We start from the raw sequence: 22367 nt of genomic DNA on the forward strand, positions 1-22367 counted from the left end.
GCTCAGCTCAAGGCGGCCAATTCAGCCTCTTCAAAACCCGCCAGCCGCCGCGCAGCCATGTTGAAGGGCGGGCGCAGTTTGGGGGCGTCGTATTGCGCGATCAGTTCGGCATAGGTGCTCACCGGGTCCAAGCCACGTTGGGCACACAGGTAGCGGTACCAGCGGTTGCCTGCAGCCACATGGCCGATTTCTTCATCCAAAATGATGTCCAGGATCTCGCCTGCCCGGTGGTCGCCCACACTGACGAGTTTGTTTTTCACGCCCGGGGAGGCGTCCAGGCCACGCGCTTCCATGGTGCGCGGCACGATGCCGATGCGGGCCAGAATGTCGTCCTTGGTGCGCTCGGCCATGTCCCACAGGGTGTTGTGGGCGGGAAAATCGCCGTAGTCAAACCCCATGTCCAGCAAATGCTGGCGCAGCAAGCGGAAGTGCTTGGCCTCTTCTTGGGCAATGCGCACCCAGTCGGTGTAAAAAGCCTCGGGCATGCCCGCAAAGCGCCAGACCACGTCGAGCGCCAGGTCGATGGCGTTGAGCTCGATGTGCGCGATCGAGTGCACCAGCATGGCACGGCCCTCGGGTGTGGCCATGGATTTGGCTTTGAGCTGGGTGTGCGGCACCAGCACCGGGCGGGCAGCGCGGCCGGGGCCAGCAGCGGGGGGGCTGAGACTGTCGAGCGCACCTACGGGCAGGCTCAGGTCCAGCGCCAAAGTGGCTTGGGCCTTCAGGTTCGGATCGGTTTGAGCCCAAGGGAGCAGGGCGGCGGAGCGCAGGGTGTGCATGGTGATCGCTGGCAGCGCCCACGCAAGGGTGTGGGCATCCCTACAATTGTAGGTTTTCAAGAAAACCCGACCTTCAGGAGACTGCCGTGGCCATTTACCAATTGGATGATCAAACCCCCGAACTCGCCGAGACAGCCTGGGTGGCCGACAACGCGCAGGTCATGGGCGCCGTCAAGATCGCGGCCGACGCCAGTGTTTGGTTTGGCGTGACGGTGCGGGGTGACACCGAGACCATTGAAATTGGCGAGGGCAGCAACATTCAGGACGGCAGTGTGATGCACGCCGACCACGGCAAACCGATCAAGGTGGGCAAGCACGTCACGGTGGGCCACATGGTCATGCTGCATGGCTGCACGATTGGCGACGAGTCGCTGATCGGCATTGGCGCGGTGGTGCTCAACGGCGCCAAAATTGGCAAAAATTGCTTGGTGGGCGCCGGCTCCTTGGTGACCGAGGGCAAGGAATTTCCCGATGGCTCGATGATCATGGGCACGCCTGCCAAGGTGGTGCGTGAACTCAGCCCCGAGCAGATCGAAGGCCTGCGCCAAAGCGCCAAACATTACGTCGAGAACGCCCGCCGTTTCAAGGCAGGTCTGAAAAAAATCAGCTGATTTGTCGGTGGTAGCCAACGCTTTTTAACTTTTGAGGATCGGCCCCATGGGGCTGTTGATTGCACTTTGTCCGAACTCCATAAATTCATTTTCGAAGGTCTGCCGGTGCGCGGCATGCTCGTGCGCCTGACCGATGCTTGGCAAGACATCCTGGCGCGGCGTGCCGCCAACTCCGAAACCGGCGCATACCCCGCGCCGGTGCGCCAGTTGCTCGGTGAGATGGCCGCCGCTGGTGTGCTGATGCAGGGCAACATCAAGTTCAACGGTGCTTTGGTGCTGCAGATTTTTGGTGACGGCCCGGTCAAGCTCGGCGTGGTCGAGGTGCAGCCCGATTTGAGCCTGCGCGCCACTTGCACCCAGGTGGGTGAGGTGGCTGAGGACGCGAGCCTGAGTCAGATGGTGAACGTGAACAACGAAGGGCGCTGCGCCATCACGCTGGACCCGCAGGACCGCTTGCCAGGGCAGCAGCCCTACCAGGGTGTGGTGCCTTTGTTTGGCGATCGGGGTGAAAAGCTGGAAAACATCAGCGAGGTGCTGGAGCACTACATGCTGCAGTCTGAGCAGTTGGACACCGTGCTGGTGTTGGCGGCCGATGACAAGGTGGCGGCAGGTTTGTTGATTCAACGCTTGCCCATCGAAGGCGAGGGCAATCTGGCCGGTAAAACCGATTCGCTCTTGCGCGAGTCGGTGCTCGGCCAAAGCGAAGACTTCAGCCGCATCTCAATTTTGACCAAGAGCCTCAAGCGCGAAGAGCTGCTGGGCTTGGATGCCGAAACCATCTTGCACCGCCTGTATTGGGAAGAGCCCTTGGCCCGGTTTGAGCCTTTCATCGGCGAGACGGGCCCCCGCTTTGCTTGCCGCTGCAACCGCGAGCGCGTGGGCAACATGATCCGCAGCCTGGGCACCGAGGAGGTGGAAGGCATCATCGCCGAGCAGGGGCAGGTGGAAGTGGGCTGCGACTTTTGCGGGGCGCAATACCGCTTTGACCCGGTGGATGCAGCAGGGCTGTTCACGGGCTTGCCACCCGACTTGCCTGCTGGCTCGGTGCACTGAGCAAAAGCCCGGCCCAGTCCAAGTGAGTGGCCCGCCCAGCAGCTGCCAATAAGGCGCTGCCGGGTGGCGCCTTGATGGCAATCAGCTGCCGCGTGTGATGGGCATGCCCAAATCGCCAGGCAAAGCCAGTTGTTTGGCCAACTCCAGCTTGGCCAGCGAGTTGCGGTGCACCTCGTCTGGGCCGTCGGCCAGGCGCAGGGTGCGCTGGTGGGCGTAGGCATAGGCCAGCGGGAAGTCTTGCGACACACCGCCGCCGCCATGGGCCTGGATGGCCCAGTCGATGATCTGGCAGGCCATGTTGGGGGCCACGATCTTGATCATCGCAATTTCGGCCTTCGCCACCTTGTTGCCCACGGTGTCCATCATGTAGGCGGCTTTGAGGGTGAGCAAGCGTGCTTGCTCGATCATGCAACGCGACTCGGCGATGCGCTCTTGCCACACGGTCTGGCGGGCCACTTCGCGGCCAAAGGCCACGCGCTCGTTCAAGCGCTTGCACATCAACTCCAGGGCGCGTTCGGCAATGCCGATGGTGCGCATGCAGTGGTGGATGCGGCCGGGGCCCAAGCGGCCTTGGGCGATTTCAAAGCCACGGCCTTCGCCCAGCAAGATGTTCTCAGCCGGTACGCGCACGTCTTTGAGCAACACTTCCATGTGGCCGTGTGGCGCGTCGTCGTAGCCAAACACCGACAGGGCACGCACCACGGTGATGCCGGGTGTGTTGGCTGGCACCAGAATCATGGACTGCTGCTCATGGCGGCCGGCATCGGGATTGGTTTTGCCCATGACGATGTAAACCGCGCAGCGTGGGTCACCCGCGCCGGACGACCACCATTTGCGACCGTTGATGACGTATTCGTTGCCGTCACGGCGGATCTCGCATTCGATGTTGGTGGCGTCTGAAGAGGCCACATCCGGCTCGGTCATCAAAAAGGCCGAGCGGATTTCACCGCGCAGCAGGGGCTCCAGCCATTCGTCTTTGAGGCTTTCGCTGGCGTAACGCTCCAGCGTTTCCATGTTGCCGGTGTCGGGGGCCGAGCAGTTGAAGACTTCCGCAGCAAATGGCACGCGGCCCATGATCTCGCACAGTGGCGCGTATTCCAGGTTGGACAGGCCTTGGGGTGCGCGGGTGGACTTGGGCAAAAACAGGTTCCACAAACCAGCCGCCAGCGCCTTGGGCTTGAGTTCTTCGACGATTTTGGTGGGCACCCAGGCGTTGCCTTTGGCGCGGTTTTCGGCGATTTCTTCAAAGAACCTCGCCTCGTTGGGGTAAATGTGCTCGTCCATGAAAGCCAACAAACGGGCCTGCATGTCCTTGACCTTGGGGGTGTATTCAAAATCCATGGTCTCTCTCCTGGGGTTGTGGTTCGGGGGGTAAAACGATCAGGCTTGTCGGGCAAAACGCCATGCCAGCTCAGCCATGGGGCGAGCGCCTGCGCCGGAGGTCTTGGCTTGTTCGCTGGACGCGGTGCCGTCTTCGACGCGCTTGGCAATGCCTTGCAAGATGGCCGCGATGCGGAACATGTTGTAGGCGAGGTAAAAATTCCAATCCTGGGCCAGAGCCTCGGGCGTGGTGAAGCCGGTGCGCTCGCAATAGCGGCGGATGTATTCGGCTTCTGATGGGATGCCCAAGCTGGCCAGGTCGAGCCCACCGATGCCACGGAAGGTGCCTGGCGTGATGTGCCAGGCCATGCAGTGGTAGCTGAAGTCGGCCAGCGGGTGGCCCAGGGTCGACAGCTCCCAGTCCAAGACCGCCAGCACGCGGGCTTCGGTGGGGTGGAACATCAGGTTGTCCAGGCGGTAGTCGCCATGCACGATGCCGACCAGCGTCTCGTCTTTGGCGCTGGCGGGGATGTTTTGGGGCAGCCATTCGATCAGTTGGTCCATCTCGGGGATGGGCTGGGTGATGGAGGCGGCGTACTGTTTGCTCCAGCGGCCAATTTGGCGCTCGATGTAGTTGCCGGGTTTGCCGTAGCTGGACAGGCCTTGCTTGGCTACATCGACTTTATGCAAAGCGGCCAACACGCGGTTCATTTCGTCGTAAATCGCGCCGCGCTCGGCAGGCGTCATGCCCGGCAGGGACTGGTCCCAGAGCACGCGACCTTGCACGAATTCCATGACGTAAAACGCGCGGCCAATCACCGATTCGTCGTCGCACAGCACATGCATTTGTGCCACAGGTACATTGGTGCCGTGCAGGCCTTGCATCACGGCAAATTCGCGCTCGATGGCATGCGCCGAGGGCAGCAGTTTGGCGACCGGTCCGGGCTTGGCCCGCATCACGTATTGGCGCGAGGGCGTGATGAGTTTGTAGGTGGGGTTGGATTGCCCGCCCTTGAACATTTCCACGCTCAAGGGGCCCATAAATCCGGGCAACCGGGCGCTGAGCCAGGCCTCCAGGGCAGGGATGTCGAAGGCGTGGGTGCCGGTGACAGGCCGGGTCCCCACAAAATGATCAAAAGCACTCATGGGTGGACCCGTCTGAAATTGTTTTTCGCCGCAGTTGGTGACGAGAGGGGGAGCCGTGGTGTGTCAGTGGTCCGCGTTCACGATCAGCAGCAGCGCGTCGCGGTCCAGCACCACCAAGCCACCGGGCTCGATGCGGATGATTTGCTCGCGCTCCATCTGCTTGAGTTCCTGATTGACCCGCTGGCGAGACGCACCCAGCAGCTGGGCCAGTTCTTCCTGGGCCAGTTGCAAGCTGATGCGAATCGCCTTGGCGTCCGACAAACTGGGCACGCCGTAGCTGCGCAGCAAGTGGTTGAGTTGCTTGGCCAAGCGCGCGCGCAAGGGCAGGGTGTTGAGGTCTTCCACCAAACCGTAGAGCTGGCGAATGCGCCGTGCATGCAGGCGCAGCATGGCGTCGTAGAACTCGACGTGTTGCGACAGGATTTTCTTGAAGTCGGCCTTGGCCACGTTCAGCGTGGTCGTGTCGCCGTGTGCGTAGCAGTCGTGCGTGCGACGGTCTCCGTCGAAGATCGACACGTCGCCGAACCAGATGCCTGGCTCCACATAGGTCAAGGTGATCTGTTTGCCCGACACTGAGGTCGAGCTCACACGCACCGCGCCCTTGGCACAGGCGATCCACTGCTCGGGCGGATCGCCCCGTGCAGCGAGCATATCGCCGTCCTTGTGACGTTTGACGTAAGCGCATCGAAGTATGTCGTGTCGAAGTGAGGGTGAAAGGCTTGAGAACCAGCGACCACTGTTGATCGCCTCTCGTTCCTCCATTGTCAGAATCGGTTCGTCCATGCTCTGTCCTTTGAGTGACTGATGATCGGTTTTTTGTCGCCTGGGGGACCAGTCGCTTTATTCGTACTCGGGTTTTTGCTTATTCAAAAACGCCCCTATGCCTATACCCGCGTTGGGGTGGTGCAGGTTTTTAACAAACTCATTGCGCTCACGCGCCAGCTGCGCGTTCAAGCTACTGCCATCGGCGTCGCTGAGCAGTTCTTTGATGCTGGCCAGTGCGTTCGGGGCGCGTGCGTTGAGTTGTTTGCACAGCTCCAAAGCTTGCTGCAAAGATTGCCCTGCATCAGCGAGTCGATTCACCACGCCCAACTGTTGCAGGCGCTCGGCGCCGATGCGCTCACCGCACATCAGCAGCTCAGTGGCCAACTGCCGTGGCACGGCACGCGACAGGCTCCAGCTGCCGCCGCCATCGGGCGACAAGGCAATCGAGCTGTAGGCCATCACAAACACGCTGTTTCGGGCTGCCACGATCATGTCGCACGCCAGGGCCAGCGAAAAACCAGCACCGGCCGCCGGGCCTTCCACGGCCGCGATCACGGGCTTGGGGAAGGTGCGGATGGCTTCGATCCAGTTGTGCAACCCTTCGATGCTTTGCGCTTGATGTTCAGGCGGCAGTTGGCGGTTGTTTTGCAGGCGCTGCAAATTGCCGCCTGCGCTGAAGATGCCGTTGGCCCCGGTGATGACCACGCTGCGCACATCGGCACTTGATTCGGCCACGCTCAGGGCCTCAACACCTGCAGCGTACATCTCAGGCCCAAGGGCGTTGCGAAACTCCGGGTTGCTGAGGGTCAGGACCAGGGTCCGACCTTCGCTGGTGCTGAGCAGTTGGGCGGTCATCTTCAGTCTTCCGTATGCATCAAAGACAGACCAATCGCACCCCGTCGGCGCAGCCAAGGACTGGGGCGATATCGGGGGTCACCATAAACCGTTTGCAGGTTGAACAACACCTCAAGGATGCTGTCAGGCCCCAAGCGATTGCCCATGGCCAGAGGGCCCATGGGGTAAGCCAGCCCCAAGGTCACGGCCGTTTCCAGGTCTTGCGGGCTGCAAATGCGCTGCTGGCAAATGTCGGAGGCGATGTTGACAATGGTCGCCACCACGCGCTGCGTGACAAAGCCACCGCTGTCGCGGATCACCGAAACGGCTTTGCCGTCACGGGCAAACAGGGCGTGCGCCGCATCGCGCATGTCGGCGCGGGTGGCGGGGTTGGTGGCGAGCACACGGCGTTTGGTGGATGCATCCACAAACAGCATGTCAATGCCGACGGTGCGGGCCGGGTCCAAGCGCTCGACCACGGCCACGGTGGTGATGTCAAAGCCCAGCGGTGCCACGATGGTCAGCGCCTCGGGCGAGGGTGAGGCACCGGTTTCGATTTTTGCGCCCAGGTCCTTCAGAAGTTGCAGCAGCTCCATGCGGCGAGTCGCGCGGGGCGAGACCCAGACGGGCGGGATGTTTTCCACCACGGGCACGGGCGGCTCGGCAGGCACTTGCGCTGCGCCATCCACGTATTTGTAGAAGCCTTCGCCGACCTTTTTGCCGACCACGCCTCCAGCCAAGCGCTGAGCGGTGATCACGTTGGGGCGGTAGCGCGGCTCTTCGTAATATTGGTGGTAGATGGCTTCAATGACGTGATGCGACACGTCCAAAGCAGTCAGGTCAAACAGCTCGAAGGGGCCGAGTTTGAAGCCGACTTGGTCACGCAGGATGCGGTCAATCGTCGCGAAATCCGCCACGCCCTCACTCACGATGCGCAGCGCCTCGGTGCTGTAGCCGCGCCCGGCGTGGTTGACGATGAAGCCCGGTGTGTCCTGGGCCTGCACCGGGGTGTGGCCCATCTGACGGGCAAAGTCCGACAGGCGCTGGCAGACGGTCGGGTCGGTTTTCAGGCCCGAGATCACCTCGACCACCTTCATGAGTGGCACGGGGTTGAAGAAGTGGTAGCCCGCAAACTGGGTGGGTCGCTGCAAGGCAGCGGCAATCGCGGTCACGGACAGTGACGAGGTGTTGGTCACCAGCACGGCAGTGGCGGCTAGCACTTTTTCCAGTTCAGTGAACAGGCTTTTCTTGATGTCGATCTTTTCGACGATGGCTTCGACCACCAGATCGCATCCGGCCAGGTCTTGCAGCTTGGCTGCGCCCAGCAGGCGGCTTTTGTGGCCGGCCACGGCTTCGGCCGTGAGGCGACCTTTTTCATGAAGCTTGTCCCATTGCTGGAACACGGCGTCACGCGCTTTGGCAATCGCTTCGGGTTGGGTGTCGTACAGCCAGACCTGGCTGCCCGCTTGTGCGGCGATTTGGGCAATGCCGCGCCCCATGGCGCCTGCGCCAATGACGGCGACTTGTTGAAATGCAAGGGTCATGTTGAATGTGAGGAAATAAGGCTCAAGGCCTGGTGGCAGGACAGTCCGGTCGTGTTGGCCGAGGCCTTAGCAGGCCGGACACCCAGGAGCAGATTATGGCTTCGGTGCGCGGTGGTGGCAGGGGCCTTGCCGGGCATCAACGCCGCACCTGCAGGGCCCCCGGGTTGACGATGTTGGTGGGCGTGCCCTTGATGAAGTTGATGACGTTGTCAAATGCTGCACCGAAATACAGTTCATAGCTGTCTTTTTCAACGTAGCCAATGTGGGGCGTGCAAATGCAGTTTTCCAGCCGCAGCAAGGCAGAGCCTTGCAAGATAGGTTCGGATTCGAACACGTCCACGGCTGCCATGCCGGGGCGACCCCGATTGAGGGAACCGATCAGTGCATTCGTTTCGACCAGTTCAGCCCGCGAAGTGTTGACCAGCAAGGCGGTGGGTTTCATGAGCCCGAGGTCATCAATGGTGACGATGCCTGTGGTGGCTTCGCTCAGCCGAAGGTGCAAGGTCAGCACGTCCGAACTCTGAAAAAAATCTTCGCGGCTGGTGGCTGCTGCATGCCCGTCCTTGACCGCACGAACGCGAGATTCGTCGCTGCCCCAGATTTGCACATGCATGCCGAAAGCCTTTCCGTAGCCCGCCACCATTTGGCCGATTTTGCCGTAGCCCCAGATGCCCAGTGTCTTGCCCTTGAGCACAGTGCCCAAGCCAAAGTTGGCTGGCATGGAGCTGGATTTGAGGCCCGATTGTTGCCACGCGCCGTGCTTGAGGCTGCTGATGTATTGCGGCAACCTGCGGGTGGCCGCCATGACCAGAGCCCAGGTGAGTTCGGCGGGTGCAACGGGCGAGCCTACACCCTCGGCCACAGCCACACCGCGTTCGGTGCAGGCCGCTAGGTCGATGTGGCTACCCACACGGCCAGTCTGTGCAATCATTTTGAGCCGAGGTAGCTTCTCGATCAGGGCGCGGTTGAGGCCGGTGCGTTCACGGATCAAGACAATCACATCGGCGTCTTTGAGGCGCACTGACAACTGTCCAATGCCTTTGACCGTATTGGTATAGACCTTGGCCGGGTAGTTCTCGAGTTTGGCTGCGCAGTCGAGTTTGCGCACGACATCTTGGTAGTCGTCAAGGATCACAATGTTCATGTTCGCCATTGTGCCTTGTCAGTTGAGAGACTTGGCCTTTGAAAGCATGCGTCCATGCGTCTTTTTTAGGGGTGCGGTTGCGGCTGATGTGCCCAGCTGCAACCGCCACTAACGCGTGCCCCCTGTGCGAGCGCTCGAACTTGCCAAGCAGTTCAGCTAGGCCGCTGGCGTGCTTCCATGGCGACCAGGCGATCGAGTTCAGCGCAGACGTCGGCCATGCGACCGGAGATCAACATGCGTCCTGCAGCAGCCGCACTTTGACCACTTTCATGGACATGGACAACGCGCAAGCTGGGTTGACGTTGGGCCACCAGGGTCTTGCCGAGGGACGGTTGGGCGCAAGACGAGGACCGAACGGCCCACTCCGGGTGCAGCCGCACAGCTTGCCTCTTGGGCAAAGTTTGCACCTTAGTGCTGGTGGTGAAGGAGGTCAGATTCTTAAAAAGACCTGAAAGAGCAAGCAGAGCGATTCCCATGTGAAACCTTTCAAAAGCATGGAGGTTGGACACAGGCAGGATTGATGGAAAAAGTCGACGGCCTCAGGGCTGATGAACAGCGCCCGCCACCTGAGGCCTCGACTGAAAAGGTTATATGACGAAGCTGTTGCGAATCAGGCCCACGGCCAGGCCCTCAATGTCAAAAGGTTCCCCTGGGTGGACCAAGATGGTCGGGTAGTCGGGGTTTTCAGGGAGCAGTTCGATGCCATTGGCGGTTTTGTGCAACCGTTTGACCGTGACTTCATCGCCCAAGCGGGCCACCACAATTTGGCCATTGCGCACTTCTTTGGTTGATTTGACGGCCAACAAGTCACCGTCCATGATGCCTGCATCGCGCATGGACATGCCGCGCACGCGCAGCAAGTAGTCGGGTTGTTGGGCAAACAGGCTGCTTTCGAGTTGGTAGGTCCTGTCGACGTGTTCTTGCGCCAGGATGGGCGAGCCCGCAGCCACGCGACCCACCAAAGGCAAACACAATTGACCCAGGCCGGGCAGGCTCAGGCTGAACAAATCCGAAGGCGCGCGCGAGCTGCTGCGCGAGCTGCCCTTGAGCCGAATGCCACGCGAGGTGCCACTGACCAACTCAATTGCGCCCTTGCGGGCCAAAGCCTTGAGGTGTTCTTCGGCCGCGTTGGCCGACTTGAAGCCCAGGACGCTGGCAATTTCTGCGCGCGTTGGCGGTGCACCCGTATTGGCGATCGTGTTCTGGATCAATTCCAGAATTTCTTGTTGCCGGGCGGTGAGTTTGGGGCTGTCGGTCATGGCGGTCTCCTTGTGGGGACTGGGGCTGTTGTTTCATCCAGTGACTGTATTTTTAAACAGTTTTTTCAATTGTGCAAGCTCGCCATGAAAAAATAATGGAATTCAAGATGAACATCAGTGGCGTACGCATCTCATTCGTGTGTGTGCCCCGCTGATTTCAAAGTTGGCATGGGGGGTGAGGGCTGTGGCGCATTGACGCACAGAGTCTTCAGAATCCGTGGGCGTCATTGGGGCGAAAATTTGTCGTGCACCAACAACAAAGCCCCTGAAAAGGGGCTTTGTGGGATAGGGCAGCTTGTTGCTGCGTGAGTTGGCTTATTGGGCCAAGGCAGTGAAGGCACGTGCAGTGATGTCTTCCACAGTCCCTGTGCCGCTGATGGCGCGGTACTGAGGGGCGGATGAGGCATCGGCTTGGGCCCAGTTGGAGTAGTAGTCCACCAAGGGGCGGGTCTGGTCGCTGTAGACCTGGAGACGCTTCTTCACAGTCTCTTCCTGGTCGTCTGCGCGCTGCACCAGAGGTTCGCCGGTCACGTCGTCCACGCCTGCAACTTTGGGCGGGTTGAACTTGACGTGGTAAGTCCGGCCTGAGGCGGGGTGCGAGCGGCGGCCGCTCATGCGTTCGATGATGGCGTCAAAGGGCACGTCGATTTCAAGCACATAGTCGAGCTTGACGCCTGCAGCCTTCATGGCATCGGCCTGGGGAATGGTGCGGGGAAAGCCGTCAAACAGGAAACCGTTGGCGCAATCGGATTGGGCAATGCGTTCTTTGACGAGGTTGATGATCAGGTCGTCGCTGACCAGACCGCCAGACTCCATGACGGCTTTGGCTTGCAGACCCAATGGGGTGCCTGCTTTGACGGCGGCTCGCAGCATGTCACCGGTCGAAATTTGGGGGATGTTGTATTTCTGGCAAATGAATGTGGCTTGGGTGCCTTTGCCTGCGCCGGGTGCGCCCAACAAAATCAGTCTCATGGAAGTTCCTTATCGCTTGTCATGGAGTGGGTTTGCCGAGCCTCGAAGGGGCCCATGGTGCGGCAAACGACTTTGGTGAGAATATCACGCGAGGCTCTAGCCAGCCTTACGCCTCTAGCAAGGCGCGAACGCGTTGCAAATCTTCGGGTGTGTCGACCCCAGGACCCGGGGCTTGTTCGGTGGTGTGCACAGCAATTCGATGCCCGTGCCACAGGGCGCGAAGCTGCTCGAGTGACTCCAGCTGCTCGATGGGGGCCGCAGGGAGCAAGGGAAATTGCGCCAAAAAACCGGCTCGGTAGGCATAAATGCCCACATGTCGCAGGGGGGGCGGCAAGGGCAGTTGGGTGAAGGCTTCGCCGCCTGGATTGCCAGCGCTTTGACCGTCGCGCCACCAAGGGATGGGTGCGCGGCTGAAGTACAGCGCCATCTGGCGGGCATCCATGACCACTTTGACCACATTCGGGTTGCAGAAGTCGGCCAGCTGGCTGATGGCGTGGGCGGCTGTGCTCATGCTCGCTTCGGGCCGATCGATGAGCAGCTGCGCTACTTGGTCAATCAGTGTGGGCTCGATCAAAGGTTCATCGCCTTGCACGTTGACCACCACAGCCTGATCGCTCAGGCCCAGCAGCTTGCAAGCCTCGGCCAAGCGGTCGCTGCCACTGGCATGGTCTTGGCGGGTCAAAAGGGCTTGAACGCCGTGGGATGCGCAGGCGGCCACGATGCGCTCGTCATCGGCGGCCACCACCACTTGGCGGGCGTTGGACAACATGGCGCGTTGGGCCACCCGCACCACCATGGGCAGTCCGGCGATGTCCGCCAGGGGTTTGTCCGGCAGTCGGCTGGACGCCATGCGCGCGGGGATCAGGACGGTGAAGTCGCTGTGAGTGTTGGCCAGACGCATGCGTTGTCTCTTAGATCGGGGGGCGCAACGCGGCCAGTTTCTCGATTTCCTCGTCGCTCAATGCGCGCGCTTCGTTTTCGAGCAAGATGGGAATGCCCTTGCGCACGGGGTAAGCCAGGCGGGCGCTGCGCGAGAGCAGCTCCTGGGTCTCGCGGTCAAAATCCAGCGGTCCTTTGGTGACCGGGCAGACCAGCAATTCAAGCAGTTTGGTGTCCATGGGGCAATGATAACGGTGCAGATCGGCCGGGCAGAGGCTGCAGTGGCCCGCACGCTGCCCGGTTGGGGGCTTTCAGCGAAAGGGTTTTTCGGCCAAACGCTGATCCAGCGCCTTCCAAAAAGCGGCTTCGGGTGTCAGCACCAAGGGGACGGCCAAGGCCTGTGGCTGGTGTTGCCAGAGTTTGGCCGCGTCTTTTTCGGTGCACAGCAAGGGGCGTTCTGTGGCCTCTGGCGCGCCGTTCGCATAGTCAAAATGGTCGGGCAAAGCGGTCGTGATCTGCAGTTGCAGGCCGGTGGCGCGCAGCATCGCAAAAAATGCCTCGGGGCGGGCCAGACCGGCGACTGCATCGACGGGCTGCCCCATCAGGCTGGCCAAAGCCAGGCTGCGGCCTTGCGCATCGTGCGCCGTTGGAGCCAGTTGGCGCTGCGCCTGAAATCCACCTGGCAAGCCGTTGGCGCCGGTGTGCAGCAGCAAGTCCACAGGGCGTGGCCAGGGCTCACGCAAAGGACCGGCCGGCAGCAGCCACCCGTTGCCCACGCCGCGCTCGTCCATGACGCAAATTTCCAAGTCCCGCGCCAGCGCCCAGTGCTGAAGGCCGTCGTCGCACACCAGAAGGTTGACTTCGGGGTGGGCTTGGAACAGGGCGCGCCCGGCCTCGGCGCGTGTGGCCGACACCCACACAGGTGCACCGGTTTTTTGACGGATCAGCAAGGGCTCGTCGCCCACATCGTTGGGCAGGCTGTGGGGCAGGACAGCGCGGGTGTCTCGCGTCTGGCGGCCATGGCCGCGAGAAATCACGCCCACATGCCAGCCGCGTTGCTGCAAATGCTGTACCAAGGCCATGGTCAAAGGGGTTTTGCCTGCACCACCGGCGACCACATTGCCCACGACAATCACTGGCACTGGCAGGCGATGGGCTTGCCGCCAGCCCATGCGCCAGACCAGGCCTCGTGTGGCCAGCACGGCTGCATGCACCCAGGTAATGGGCCACAGCAGCCATGCGAACAAGCCCCGCGAAGTCCATACCCGTGGCAAAAGCAGGTGCAGCCAGTTGGTCAGGCGCATGGCGTTTCAGGAGCCAGAGCGCTCGGGCGACTGGGTGGCGAAGGTGATTTGAGACAGCCCGGTGCGCCTGGCCGCTTCCATGGCGTTGACCACCGATTGGTGGCTGGCCTGGGCATCGGCGCTGATCACCAAGGTTGCTTCTTTGGAGGACAAGGGGCCCAAAACGGCCGCCAAAGCACTCACCGAAGTGCCTTCAATGGGGGATTTGTTCACCGCATATTGGCCTTGGGCGGTGACTGACAAGACAATTTGCTGTGGCCGATCTTTTTGCTTTTGGGCGTCTGCCAGCGGCAGGGTCATGTTGATTTCGGTCAGGCGAGACCACGATGTGGTGAGCATCAAAAAGATGAGCACGACCAACAGCACATCAATGAAAGGGATGAGGTTGATCTCGGGCTCAGCCGAGGGGGTGCGTTGTCGAAAGTTCACAGCGGACTCGTTCAGCGGCGCAGATGGCTCAAGTGGCGGGCAAATTGTTCACTGGCCACCTCCATCGACAGCAGCATATTGTCCACCAAGGATCTGAAATAGCGCCAGAACATGAGTGCTGGAATCGCCACGATCAGGCCAAATGCGGTGTTGTACAGGGCCACAGAGATGCCGTAAGCCAGTTGGGCCGGCTGGCCTGTGCCAGCCGTCTGGGCCGCAAAAATCTCGATCATGCCGATGACGGTGCCGAGCAATCCCAGCAAAGGTGCCGCTGAAGCGATGGTGCCCAGGGTCGTCAGATAACGCTCCAAATGCCGCCCGGCCAAGCGGCCAGCCATTTCCATGTGCGCCCGGATGTCCTCATCCGATGCGGTAGGGTTTTTTTGCAGGCAGCGCAGACCGCTGGCCAAAACGGGTCCGAGCAAGCCTTTTTTCTCAAGTTGCACCACCGAAGCTTCGGGGGGAACACCGCGACGGGTGATTTCCACAGCCTGTTCCATTGTCTGGGGGGGCAAGATTTTGCCGGCACGCAGCTGAAACAGGCGCTCAAGGATCAATGCCAAAGCCAAAACGGAGCACAAGATGAGCGGCCAGATGGGCCATCCGGCGGCTTGAATAATGGATAACAAAACAGTTCCTTACAAGGGAGACGGAGTGACAAAAGCGGGTGATTATGGACGATGACTTGCGTTCTTGGCGCGTGCTCAGAAGATGGCCAACAAGCATTCAATGGGATGCCCAAGCTGTGGATAACTTTGTGAAGAAGTCGGCTTTTTCTGGTTGAATATGAGTTTTTTAGTTTTATATTTTGCCGAAATAATTTATTTGAAAACTGAAAATACAAGACAAATCAAGTACTTGGGCTTTTTGCAGAGTATGGGTAATGGTCTTGTGCCTTGGTAGAGGTCAAAGCTCAAGCCTGTGGAAGACTGGCCGACAGTGCCTGCGGCGAGGCGTCTGCTTGCTGTAGGAGAATCGAGGCATGATTCCTTCAGAAATGAAAAAAAACCGTGCCTGGACGGTGTCTGCGTTGTGCCGCGCGGTGGCCGATAGCCTGGACGCCCAGTTCAACCCGGTCAGTGTGCGCGGTGAGATTTCGGGGTTTTCGCGTGCTGCCAGTGGGCATTGTTATTTCTCCATCAAGGACGACACAGGCCAGATCCGCTGTGCCATGTTTCGGCGTGCCGCCAGCTTGATGGACTTTGTCCCGCGTGATGGTGAACTGGTCGAAGTGCGGGGTCGTTTGGGCGTGTATGAAGCCCGGGGTGATCTGCAGCTGATTGTTGAATCCATGGAACGCGCAGGGCAGGGCGCATTGTTTGAGCAGTTTTTGCGTCTGAAGGCCCAACTCGAAGCCGAGGGCCTGTTCGATCCCGCCCACAAACGCGCTTTGCCCGCGCAGCCCCGTGCCATTGGGGTGGTCACGTCTTTGGGCGCTGCCGCTTGGCACGACGTGGTGACCGCCTTGCAGCGGCGCGTGCCGCACATTCCGGTGTTGATGGCCCCGGCCTTGGTGCAGGGCGCTGGCGCTGCGGCCACACTGGCGCAGGCTTTGCAAAACATCTACGCCCTCACGGCCGAAGACAACCCGCTGTGTCCGCCCGTGGACGTGATTTTGCTGGTGCGCGGTGGCGGCTCGATGGAGGACCTGTGGTCGTTCAACGATGAAAACCTGGCCCGCTTGATCGCCCAAAGTCCGGTGCCGCTGATTTGCGGCGTGGGTCACGAGACGGATTTCACCATCGCCGATTTTGTGGCCGACGTGCGTGCCCCGACACCTACAGCCGCAGCCGAGATGGCCGCGAGCGACCGGGGTGTGGGCCTCGAAGCCCTGTCGGTGCTGGCGCACCGCCTGAGCCGGGGGCTGTTGCGACAGCAAGACCGGCAGGCACAACGTCTGGATGCGGTGGCGGCGCGCTTGGGCGTGGGTTTGGTCCGCCAACAAGAGCGGCAAAGCCAGCGGCTGAGCGCGGTGGCGGCACGTCTGGGCCGCCCGCAAGCCTTGTTGGGCCAGCACAACCAGTGGCTGGACCGTTTGGCCGGTCGTTTGCAGACGGGGGTCCGAAGCCAATGGGTGGGGCAGGGCCATCAGTTGGAGCGTCTGAGCGACCGTTTGGGTTTCAACCGGGATCAGCAAGTGCCGCAACGCGCCCAGCGCCTGGAGCGGGCCGCTTTGCGTTTGTCGTCGGTGGACCCGCGTCAAGTGCTGGAGCGCGGTTATGCCTGGCTCACCGATGAGCACGGCCAAGCCTTGACCCATGCGGCCCAATTTCAGCCGGGTCAGGCGGTGCGGGCGACATTGGCGGATGGGGATGTGCCTTTGACGGTGAGCCCTTGAGTTTTGTTTGACGGGCCAGCTGTTTGGGGTGGGCCGTTTCGGCGTAGTCGTTATGGGTAATTCTTTATGGGGCAGTCGCTATGGGTAAGCCGTCATGGGCCGGGGCCTGGGCACCTCATGAGGAAGTACCCAAAATCGGTGCCCAGGCCCCGGCCCAGGACGGCGGTGGACGGTGTGGACTGTGCACCCATTTTTGGGGAACCTCAAACCCAAGCTCAGATGCATTGGTTCTCGATGGCGGCGGTCAGTGTTTTCTGTGCGGCCTGAACTTGGCTTCGTTGCTTTTCAGTGACCTGCAGCGCTCTAGGGCGATCACGCTGCCCCTAAAATGAATGGGTTTACCCTCAACCCGCAACAACAAAAGGACATCCTCATGGAACACACCTTGCCCGCATTGCCTTACGCGATCGACGCTTTGGCCCCTCACTACAGCCAGGAAACCCTGGAGTTTCACCACGGCAAGCACCACAACGCTTACGTCGTGAACCTGAACAACCTGCAAAAAGGCACTGAGTTCGAGAGCATGTCCCTCGAAGAAATCATCAAGAAGTCCAGCGGCGGCATCTACAACAACTCGGCCCAGATCTGGAACCACACCTTCTTTTGGAACTGCATGAAGCCCAATGGCGGCGGCGAGCCCACAGGCGCCCTGGCCACAGCCATCAACGCCAAGTTCGGCAGCTACGCCGCCTTCAAAGAAGCCTTCGTCAAGAGCGCCGTGGGCAACTTCGGCTCCGGCTGGACATGGCTGGTCAAGAAAGCCGACGGTTCGGTCGACATCGTCAACATGGGCGCCGCAGGCACCCCCCTGACCACTGGCGACACCGCCTTGTTGACCGTGGACGTATGGGAACACGCCTACTACATCGACTACCGCAACATGCGCCCCAAGTTCGTTGAGACCTTCCTCGACAAACTGGTGAACTGGTCTTTCGCTGAGAAAAACTTCGCCTGATCGTGGTTTTCTCCAACTCAAAAAGCCCGCTGATGCGGGCTTTTTACTTTCTTCAGCTTGGAGATTTCGGACCGGAAGAAGCGGATCTGCATTGAGGTGCAGAACCACCGAGCTGAGAACGGGGTGGGGCAGGGCGCCGATTTCTGGTACTCCAGCATGAGGCGCCCGGCCCCACCCCGTTCTCAGCGGCGCTCGACAATGCTCAGCGAATCATCATCCCGCCATCCGCCACGATGGTCTGCCCCGTCACATACTGCCCAGCCGGGCTCGCCAAAAACACGGCCACCCCGCCAATGTCGTCGGGCTCGCCCATGCGGCGCAGCGGTGTTTCGCTGTTGTACTTGGCGCTCATCACCGGGTCCTCGTGCAGGGCCTTGGCAAAGTCCGTCTTGATCAGGCCCGGGGCGATGCAGTTCACCCGGATGTTGTCCGGGCCCCATTCCACTGCCAGATTGCGCGCCAGCTGCATGTCGGCCGCCTTGGACAGGTTGTAAGCCCCAATCACTGACGAGCCGTGCAGCCCGCCAATGGACGACACGATCACGATGGCCCCGTCTTTTTGAGCCTTCATGTCGGGGTAGACCAGGTTGCACAACCAGGCGTTCGACAACACGTTGTTGCGCATGACCTTGTCAAACACCTCGTCGCTCATACCGGTGGACGGGCCGTAATAGGGGTTGGTGGCCGCATTGCACACCAAGATGTCGATCGGTCCCCAGGCAGCCCGGGTTTGCGCGATCAGGTTTTGCAGCTGCTCCTTGTTGGAGATGCTCGCCGCAATCGCCATCGCCTCGCCGCCTGCAGCCTGGATCTCCTTGACCACCACTTCGCAAGCGTCTTGCTTGCGGCTGGACACCACCACTTTGGTGCCTTGCTGGGCCAGCTGGTGCGCAATGGAGCGGCCAATGCCCCGGCTGGAGCCCGTGACGACGGCGACTTTGCCTTTGAGGTTGAACAGCGACATGAAACGGTCTCCTGGTTGAATGTTGAACAGTCTGCCCGTGCGTGCCTCAGGTGTCTGTCTTGCGGGTGTCACCCTGTGGGGGCGCCAGTCCTTGTGAGTGCACGCACCTCAAGTCGGTGAACAGTGGCCTGCTAAAGCCGCTATCGCGGTGAGGACACCGCTGCCACAAAAGACCGGTCTGTGCGCCACAATAGGACCCATGGAACAAGTTGATGCTGTCGTGATCGGGGCCGGCGTGGTCGGCCTGGCTGTGGGGCGGGCGCTGGCGCTGTCGGGCCGTGAGGTGCTGGTGCTCGAGTCGGAAAACGCCATGGGCACGGGGACCAGCTCGCGCAACAGCGAGGTCATCCACGCGGGCATTTACTACCCTGCAGGCTCGCTCAAAGCGCGGCTGTGCGTGCAAGGCAAGGCCATGCTGTACGCCTATTGCGCCGAGCGTGGCGTGGCGCACCAGCGCCTGGGCAAGTTGATCGTGGCCACCAGCCCTGAGCAAGTGCTGGCGCTGGACGGAATCCGGGCCAAGGCCGCCGCCAACGGCGTGCACGACCTGCAAAAACTCAGCGCCGCTGAGGCCCAAGCATTGGAGCCTGCACTGGCCTGCGAAGCCGCTTTGCTCTCCCCCAGCACGGGTGTGGTCGACAGCCACGGCTTCATGCTCGCACTGCAAGGGGACATGGAAAATGCAGGTGGTCTGCTGGCGCTGGTCTCGCCCGTGCAGCACATAGGCCTAAAGCACGGCACAGCCACGCACCCGATCCGTGTGACCACACAAGACGGCACCGAGCTGGCTTGCCAAGTGCTGGTCAACGCCGCTGGCTTGAATGCTGTGTCGGTGGCACGTGCCATGGCGGGTCTGGACGCCGGTCTGCTGCCTCAGGCGCATTTCGCCAAGGGCAATTACTTCACGCTGGCGGGCAAGGCCCCGTTTTCGCGCCTGATCTACCCCGTGCCCGAAGCGGCCGGACTGGGCGTGCATTTGACGCTCGATTTGGGCGGTCAGGCCAAGTTCGGGCCTGATGTGCAGTGGGTCCAGGATCCTTCTGACCTGCAAGTCGACCCGCGCCGGGGCGACGCTTTTTATGCCGAGGTGCGCAAATACTGGCCTGCCTTGCAAGACGGTGCCTTGCAGGCGGGTTATGCGGGCATGCGTCCCAAAATCAATGCCCCGCACGAAGCAGCGGCCGACTTCATGATCCAGGGCCCGGCCGAGCACGGCGTGCCGGGGCTGGTGAACTTGCTGGGCATCGAGTCGCCGGGTTTGACGAGCTCTTTGGCCATCGCGCAAGAGGTCTGCGACCGGCTACTGTGAGCTCTTTCGTGACAGCGCCAAGGGTCTTGGTGCGCCTACCATCGGGCACATGATCACGTCTAACCCCCACAGCATGCATACATTCGACGAAGCCATCGCCCTGCGCGTTTCAGAGCGTCAGGATGTGGCGCACGAATTCATCGGCGCGACCCATCCGGCCTATGCCAACATGGTGGGGCCCTTTGGGGGCACCACGGCTGCGCAGTTGTTGCAGTCGGCCATGCTGCACCCCGAGCGCTTGGGCGAGCCGGTGGCGCTCACCGTCAACTTTGCCGCTCCGGTGGCCGAAGGCGACATCCGGTTTGTGGCGCGGCCCGTGCGCACCAACCGCTCGACCCAGCACTGGATCATCGAGGCCCACCAAACAGCCAATGCCACGCAAGGCGTGGTGGCTACCGCCACCGCTGTGTTCGCGGTGCGGCGCGAGACCTGGTCGGATGTCGAGGCCGTGATGCCCGCCAATTTGCCAGCGCCAGACGCTGTGCCCCGCATGCCTGTCACAGGTCTGCCCGCCTTTCCTCAGCGCTACGACATGCGCTTTATCGAAGGGGCTTTCCCAACGGACTTTGACGAACAAGAGCAGCGCCATTCGCGTTCCACCCTGTGGGTGCGGGACGAGCCCGAGCGGGCGCTGGACTTTGCCTCTTTGGCGGCTTTGAGCGACAGTTTTTTCCCGCGCATCTTTATCCGTCGTCGCCGCCGCGCCATGATCGGAACGGTGTCCCTTACCACTTATTTCCACGCAGACAGTCCCTTATTGGCTCAAGTGGGCACGCGCCATGTGCTGGGCGTGGCCAAGGCGCTGAACTACCGCCACGGCTACTTTGACCAGACCGGCGAGCTGTGGAGTCCGGAAGGGCAGCTGCTGGCGAGCACACACCAGTTGGTGTATTTCAAGGATTGAACACACGGGTCATGAAGATGGCCTCAGGCATGTGGTTTCAGCGCTTCATCTGCTGCAAGGCGCTCGCCACCTCGGTCACCAGAGCCGGGCCTTTGTAAATCAGGCCGGTGTAAATCTGCACCACGTCGGCCCCGGCTTCTATTTTGGCAATCGCGTCGTGTCCACTCAGGATGCCGCCCACACCGATGATCGGAAAGTCTTTGCCCAACGCAGCCCGCAACAAGCGAATCACGCGGTTGCTGCCTTCCAACACCGGCGCGCCGGACAGGCCGCCCATTTCTTCGGCGTGCGCCATGCCGCTCACCGCATCGCGAGCCAGCGTGGTGTTGGTGGCGATCACGCCGTCCATGCCGTGCTTTTGCAGGGTGGCGGCGATCACGCCGACTTGGGTTTCATCCAGATCGGGGGCGATTTTGAGGAACATGGGCACGCGGCGGCCGTGCTCCGCGGCCAGTTCTTCGCGCCGCGCCACCAATGCGCCCAGCAGGCCGTCGAGCGCCTCGTCACTTTGCAGGGCGCGCAGGTTTTTGGTGTTGGGGCTGGAAATGTTCACCGTCACGTAGTCGGCATGCGGGTACACCCCGGCCAGGGCAATGAGGTAATCGTCGGTGGCGTTTTCAATGGGCGTGGCGGCGTTTTTGCCGATGTTCAGGCCCAGCAGGCGACCTTGCTGGCGAAATTTGGAGCGTTTGACGTTGGCTATGAAGGCGTCGAGCCCGTCGTTGTTAAAACCCAGACGGTTGATCAGCGCGTTGGCCTCGGGCAGGCGGAACATGCGCGGCTTGGGGTTGCCCGGTTGTGCTTTGGGGGTGACGGTGCCGACTTCGACAAAGCCAAAGCCCATGGCCCCCAGGCCATCGATGCAGCGGGCGTTTTTGTCCAGACCGGCGGCCAGGCCCACGCGGTTGGGGAAGTTCAAACCGGCCAGCGTGATGGGTTGGGCCACAAACGGTTGGCGGTAAACGCGGTCGAGCGGGGTGTTTTGGGTGCGGGCCAGGCCGTCAATCGTCAGCTCGTGGGCCTCTTCGGGGTCCATCTTGAACAAAAACGGGCGAACCAGGGCGTAGGGGATCAGGGACATTGGATAATTCCGGGCTTGCGCAGTGGGCTGCGGCGTTTGTAACGGTGCCCCCGATTGTCGCAAACGCCAGCCCCTTCTTTTATTTGACTGACCGGAACCGATGCCATGACCCAAGATGAACTCAAAGCCCTGGTGGGCCAAGCCGCCCTGAAATACGTTGTCCCCGGCGAGATCGTCGGCGTGGGCACCGGCTCCACGGTCAACAAATTCATCGACGCGCTGGCCACCATGAAAGATCAGATCAAGGGTGCTGTGTCCAGCTCCGAAGCCTCGACCGTGCGCCTGAAGGCTTTGGGTATTCCGGTGTTTGACAGCAACGAGGTCGAGAGCCTGTCGGTTTACATCGACGGCGCTGACGAGATCGATCACCAGGGCCACATGGTCAAAGGCGGTGGTGCGGCCCTGACCCGCGAAAAAATCGTGGCCGCTCAGAGCAAACAGTTTGTCTGCATCGCTGATGAAAGCAAGCTGGTGGATGCTTTGGGCGCTTTCCCCCTGCCGGTCGAGGTCATCCCCATGGCCACGGCCCGGGTCATGCGCCAGTTTGCGGCCATGGGCGGCAGCGCCGTGGTGCGTCAAAAAGACGGTCAGCCGCTGGTGACCGACAACGGCCAGCACATTGTGGACGTGAAGGGCTTGAAGATCACCGACCCGGTGGCGTTTGAGAACACCGTCAGCCAGTGGCCGGGTGTGGTGACGGTGGGCGTGTTTGCCTTGCAAAAAGCGCAGGTGTGTTTGCTGGGCACCTCCGCTGGGGTGAAGACGCTGGCGTTCTGA

Annotated in this window: 24 protein-coding genes; 7 read left to right on the forward strand and 17 right to left on the reverse strand. The window is 61.2% G+C overall.

Annotated elements, in window-relative coordinates:
* Positions 1–2: 2 nt before the first annotated feature.
* A complete protein-coding gene (locus B9Z50_RS05995) occupies positions 3–779 on the reverse strand; it encodes a ferritin-like domain-containing protein (RefSeq protein WP_108362775.1) in 777 nt (258 codons plus the stop codon).
* 86 nt (positions 780–865) lie between these two features.
* On the opposite strand from B9Z50_RS05995, the gene B9Z50_RS06000 reads away from it, so the two are divergent.
* Entirely contained in the window at positions 866–1390 is a 525-nt protein-coding gene (locus B9Z50_RS06000; protein ID WP_089961063.1) for a gamma carbonic anhydrase family protein, read from the forward strand.
* Between the two features lie 66 nt (positions 1391–1456).
* Entirely contained in the window at positions 1457–2443 is a 987-nt protein-coding gene (locus B9Z50_RS06005) for an Hsp33 family molecular chaperone HslO (RefSeq protein WP_108362776.1), read from the forward strand.
* An 81-nt stretch (positions 2444–2524) separates the two neighbouring features.
* Here B9Z50_RS06005 and B9Z50_RS06010 read toward each other — a convergent pair whose 3' ends face one another.
* From B9Z50_RS06010 to B9Z50_RS06075, 14 genes are all read right to left on the reverse strand, one after another.
* Positions 2525–3784 (reverse strand): acyl-CoA dehydrogenase family protein, encoded by a 1260-nt coding sequence (locus tag B9Z50_RS06010; RefSeq protein WP_108362777.1) that lies wholly within the window; start codon positions 3782–3784, stop codon positions 2525–2527.
* 39 nt (positions 3785–3823) lie between these two features.
* On the reverse strand, positions 3824–4909 hold the full coding sequence (locus B9Z50_RS06015) for a phosphotransferase (protein ID WP_108362778.1): 1086 nt from the start codon (positions 4907–4909) through the stop codon (positions 3824–3826).
* A gap of 63 nt (positions 4910–4972) precedes the next feature.
* Positions 4973–5692, reverse strand: coding sequence for a Crp/Fnr family transcriptional regulator (locus tag B9Z50_RS06020; RefSeq protein WP_108362779.1), 720 nt, complete (start codon positions 5690–5692; stop codon positions 4973–4975).
* Positions 5693–5749: 57 nt separating this feature from the next.
* Complete coding sequence (locus B9Z50_RS06025) at positions 5750–6529, reverse strand: oxepin-CoA hydrolase, alternative type (protein ID WP_108362780.1); 780 nt, start codon at positions 6527–6529, stop codon at positions 5750–5752.
* Between the two features lie 2 nt (positions 6530–6531).
* The gene (locus B9Z50_RS06030; RefSeq protein WP_108362781.1) at positions 6532–8052 is read right to left on the reverse strand and encodes a 3-hydroxyacyl-CoA dehydrogenase; all 1521 of its coding nucleotides are present in this window, start codon (positions 8050–8052) and stop codon (positions 6532–6534) included.
* Positions 8053–8188: 136 nt separating this feature from the next.
* Complete coding sequence (locus tag B9Z50_RS06035) at positions 8189–9196, reverse strand: D-2-hydroxyacid dehydrogenase family protein (protein ID WP_108363603.1); 1008 nt, start codon at positions 9194–9196, stop codon at positions 8189–8191.
* A gap of 152 nt (positions 9197–9348) precedes the next feature.
* Positions 9349–9603: a hypothetical protein gene (locus B9Z50_RS06040; protein ID WP_146183175.1), complete on the reverse strand. Its 255-nt coding sequence runs from the start codon at positions 9601–9603 to the stop codon at positions 9349–9351.
* A gap of 180 nt (positions 9604–9783) precedes the next feature.
* Complete coding sequence (gene lexA, locus B9Z50_RS06045; RefSeq protein WP_108362783.1) at positions 9784–10455, reverse strand: transcriptional repressor LexA; 672 nt, start codon at positions 10453–10455, stop codon at positions 9784–9786.
* 315 nt (positions 10456–10770) lie between these two features.
* Complete coding sequence (adk, locus tag B9Z50_RS06050) at positions 10771–11427, reverse strand: adenylate kinase (RefSeq protein ID WP_108362784.1); 657 nt, start codon at positions 11425–11427, stop codon at positions 10771–10773.
* 106 nt (positions 11428–11533) lie between these two features.
* Positions 11534–12328, reverse strand: coding sequence for a 3-deoxy-manno-octulosonate cytidylyltransferase (kdsB, locus tag B9Z50_RS06055; protein WP_108362785.1), 795 nt, complete (start codon positions 12326–12328; stop codon positions 11534–11536).
* Between the two features lie 10 nt (positions 12329–12338).
* The gene (locus B9Z50_RS06060; RefSeq protein ID WP_108362786.1) at positions 12339–12545 is read right to left on the reverse strand and encodes a Trm112 family protein; all 207 of its coding nucleotides are present in this window, start codon (positions 12543–12545) and stop codon (positions 12339–12341) included.
* Between the two features lie 72 nt (positions 12546–12617).
* Complete coding sequence (gene lpxK, locus B9Z50_RS06065; protein ID WP_108362787.1) at positions 12618–13610, reverse strand: tetraacyldisaccharide 4'-kinase; 993 nt, start codon at positions 13608–13610, stop codon at positions 12618–12620.
* Between the two features lie 6 nt (positions 13611–13616).
* Positions 13617–14039 carry a biopolymer transporter ExbD gene (locus B9Z50_RS06070; protein WP_108362788.1) on the reverse strand — a complete coding sequence of 141 codons (423 nt, stop codon included), beginning with the start codon at positions 14037–14039 and terminating at the stop codon, positions 13617–13619.
* Positions 14040–14050: 11 nt separating this feature from the next.
* Positions 14051–14668, reverse strand: a complete 618-nt coding sequence (locus B9Z50_RS06075; protein ID WP_108362789.1) for a MotA/TolQ/ExbB proton channel family protein — start codon at positions 14666–14668, stop codon at positions 14051–14053.
* Positions 14669–15021: 353 nt separating this feature from the next.
* On the opposite strand from B9Z50_RS06075, the gene xseA reads away from it, so the two are divergent.
* Positions 15022–16377: an exodeoxyribonuclease VII large subunit gene (gene xseA, locus B9Z50_RS06080; protein ID WP_108362790.1), complete on the forward strand. Its 1356-nt coding sequence runs from the start codon at positions 15022–15024 to the stop codon at positions 16375–16377.
* A 373-nt stretch (positions 16378–16750) separates the two neighbouring features.
* Entirely contained in the window at positions 16751–17332 is a 582-nt protein-coding gene (locus B9Z50_RS06085; RefSeq protein WP_108363605.1) for a superoxide dismutase, read from the forward strand.
* Positions 17333–17534: 202 nt separating this feature from the next.
* Here B9Z50_RS06085 and B9Z50_RS06090 read toward each other — a convergent pair whose 3' ends face one another.
* On the reverse strand, positions 17535–18296 hold the full coding sequence (locus tag B9Z50_RS06090) for an SDR family NAD(P)-dependent oxidoreductase (protein WP_108362791.1): 762 nt from the start codon (positions 18294–18296) through the stop codon (positions 17535–17537).
* A 199-nt stretch (positions 18297–18495) separates the two neighbouring features.
* Here B9Z50_RS06090 and B9Z50_RS06095 point away from each other — a divergent pair, with 199 nt between their 5' ends.
* Both B9Z50_RS06095 and B9Z50_RS06100 read left to right on the forward strand, forming a co-directional pair.
* The gene (locus tag B9Z50_RS06095) at positions 18496–19605 is read left to right on the forward strand and encodes an NAD(P)/FAD-dependent oxidoreductase (protein WP_108362792.1); all 1110 of its coding nucleotides are present in this window, start codon (positions 18496–18498) and stop codon (positions 19603–19605) included.
* Between the two features lie 73 nt (positions 19606–19678).
* Positions 19679–20509: an acyl-CoA thioesterase II gene (locus B9Z50_RS06100; protein ID WP_233249788.1), complete on the forward strand. Its 831-nt coding sequence runs from the start codon at positions 19679–19681 to the stop codon at positions 20507–20509.
* A gap of 37 nt (positions 20510–20546) precedes the next feature.
* On the opposite strand, the gene B9Z50_RS06105 is transcribed toward B9Z50_RS06100, so the two are convergent.
* A complete protein-coding gene (locus B9Z50_RS06105) occupies positions 20547–21590 on the reverse strand; it encodes a quinone-dependent dihydroorotate dehydrogenase (protein ID WP_108362794.1) in 1044 nt (347 codons plus the stop codon).
* 105 nt (positions 21591–21695) lie between these two features.
* Between B9Z50_RS06105 and rpiA the strand changes: the two genes are divergently transcribed.
* A complete protein-coding gene (gene rpiA / locus B9Z50_RS06110; protein ID WP_199221678.1) occupies positions 21696–22367 on the forward strand; it encodes a ribose-5-phosphate isomerase RpiA in 672 nt (223 codons plus the stop codon).

Source organism: Limnohabitans sp. Bal53 (assembly GCF_003063355.1).
Lineage (GTDB): Bacteria > Pseudomonadota > Gammaproteobacteria > Burkholderiales > Burkholderiaceae_C > Limnohabitans_A.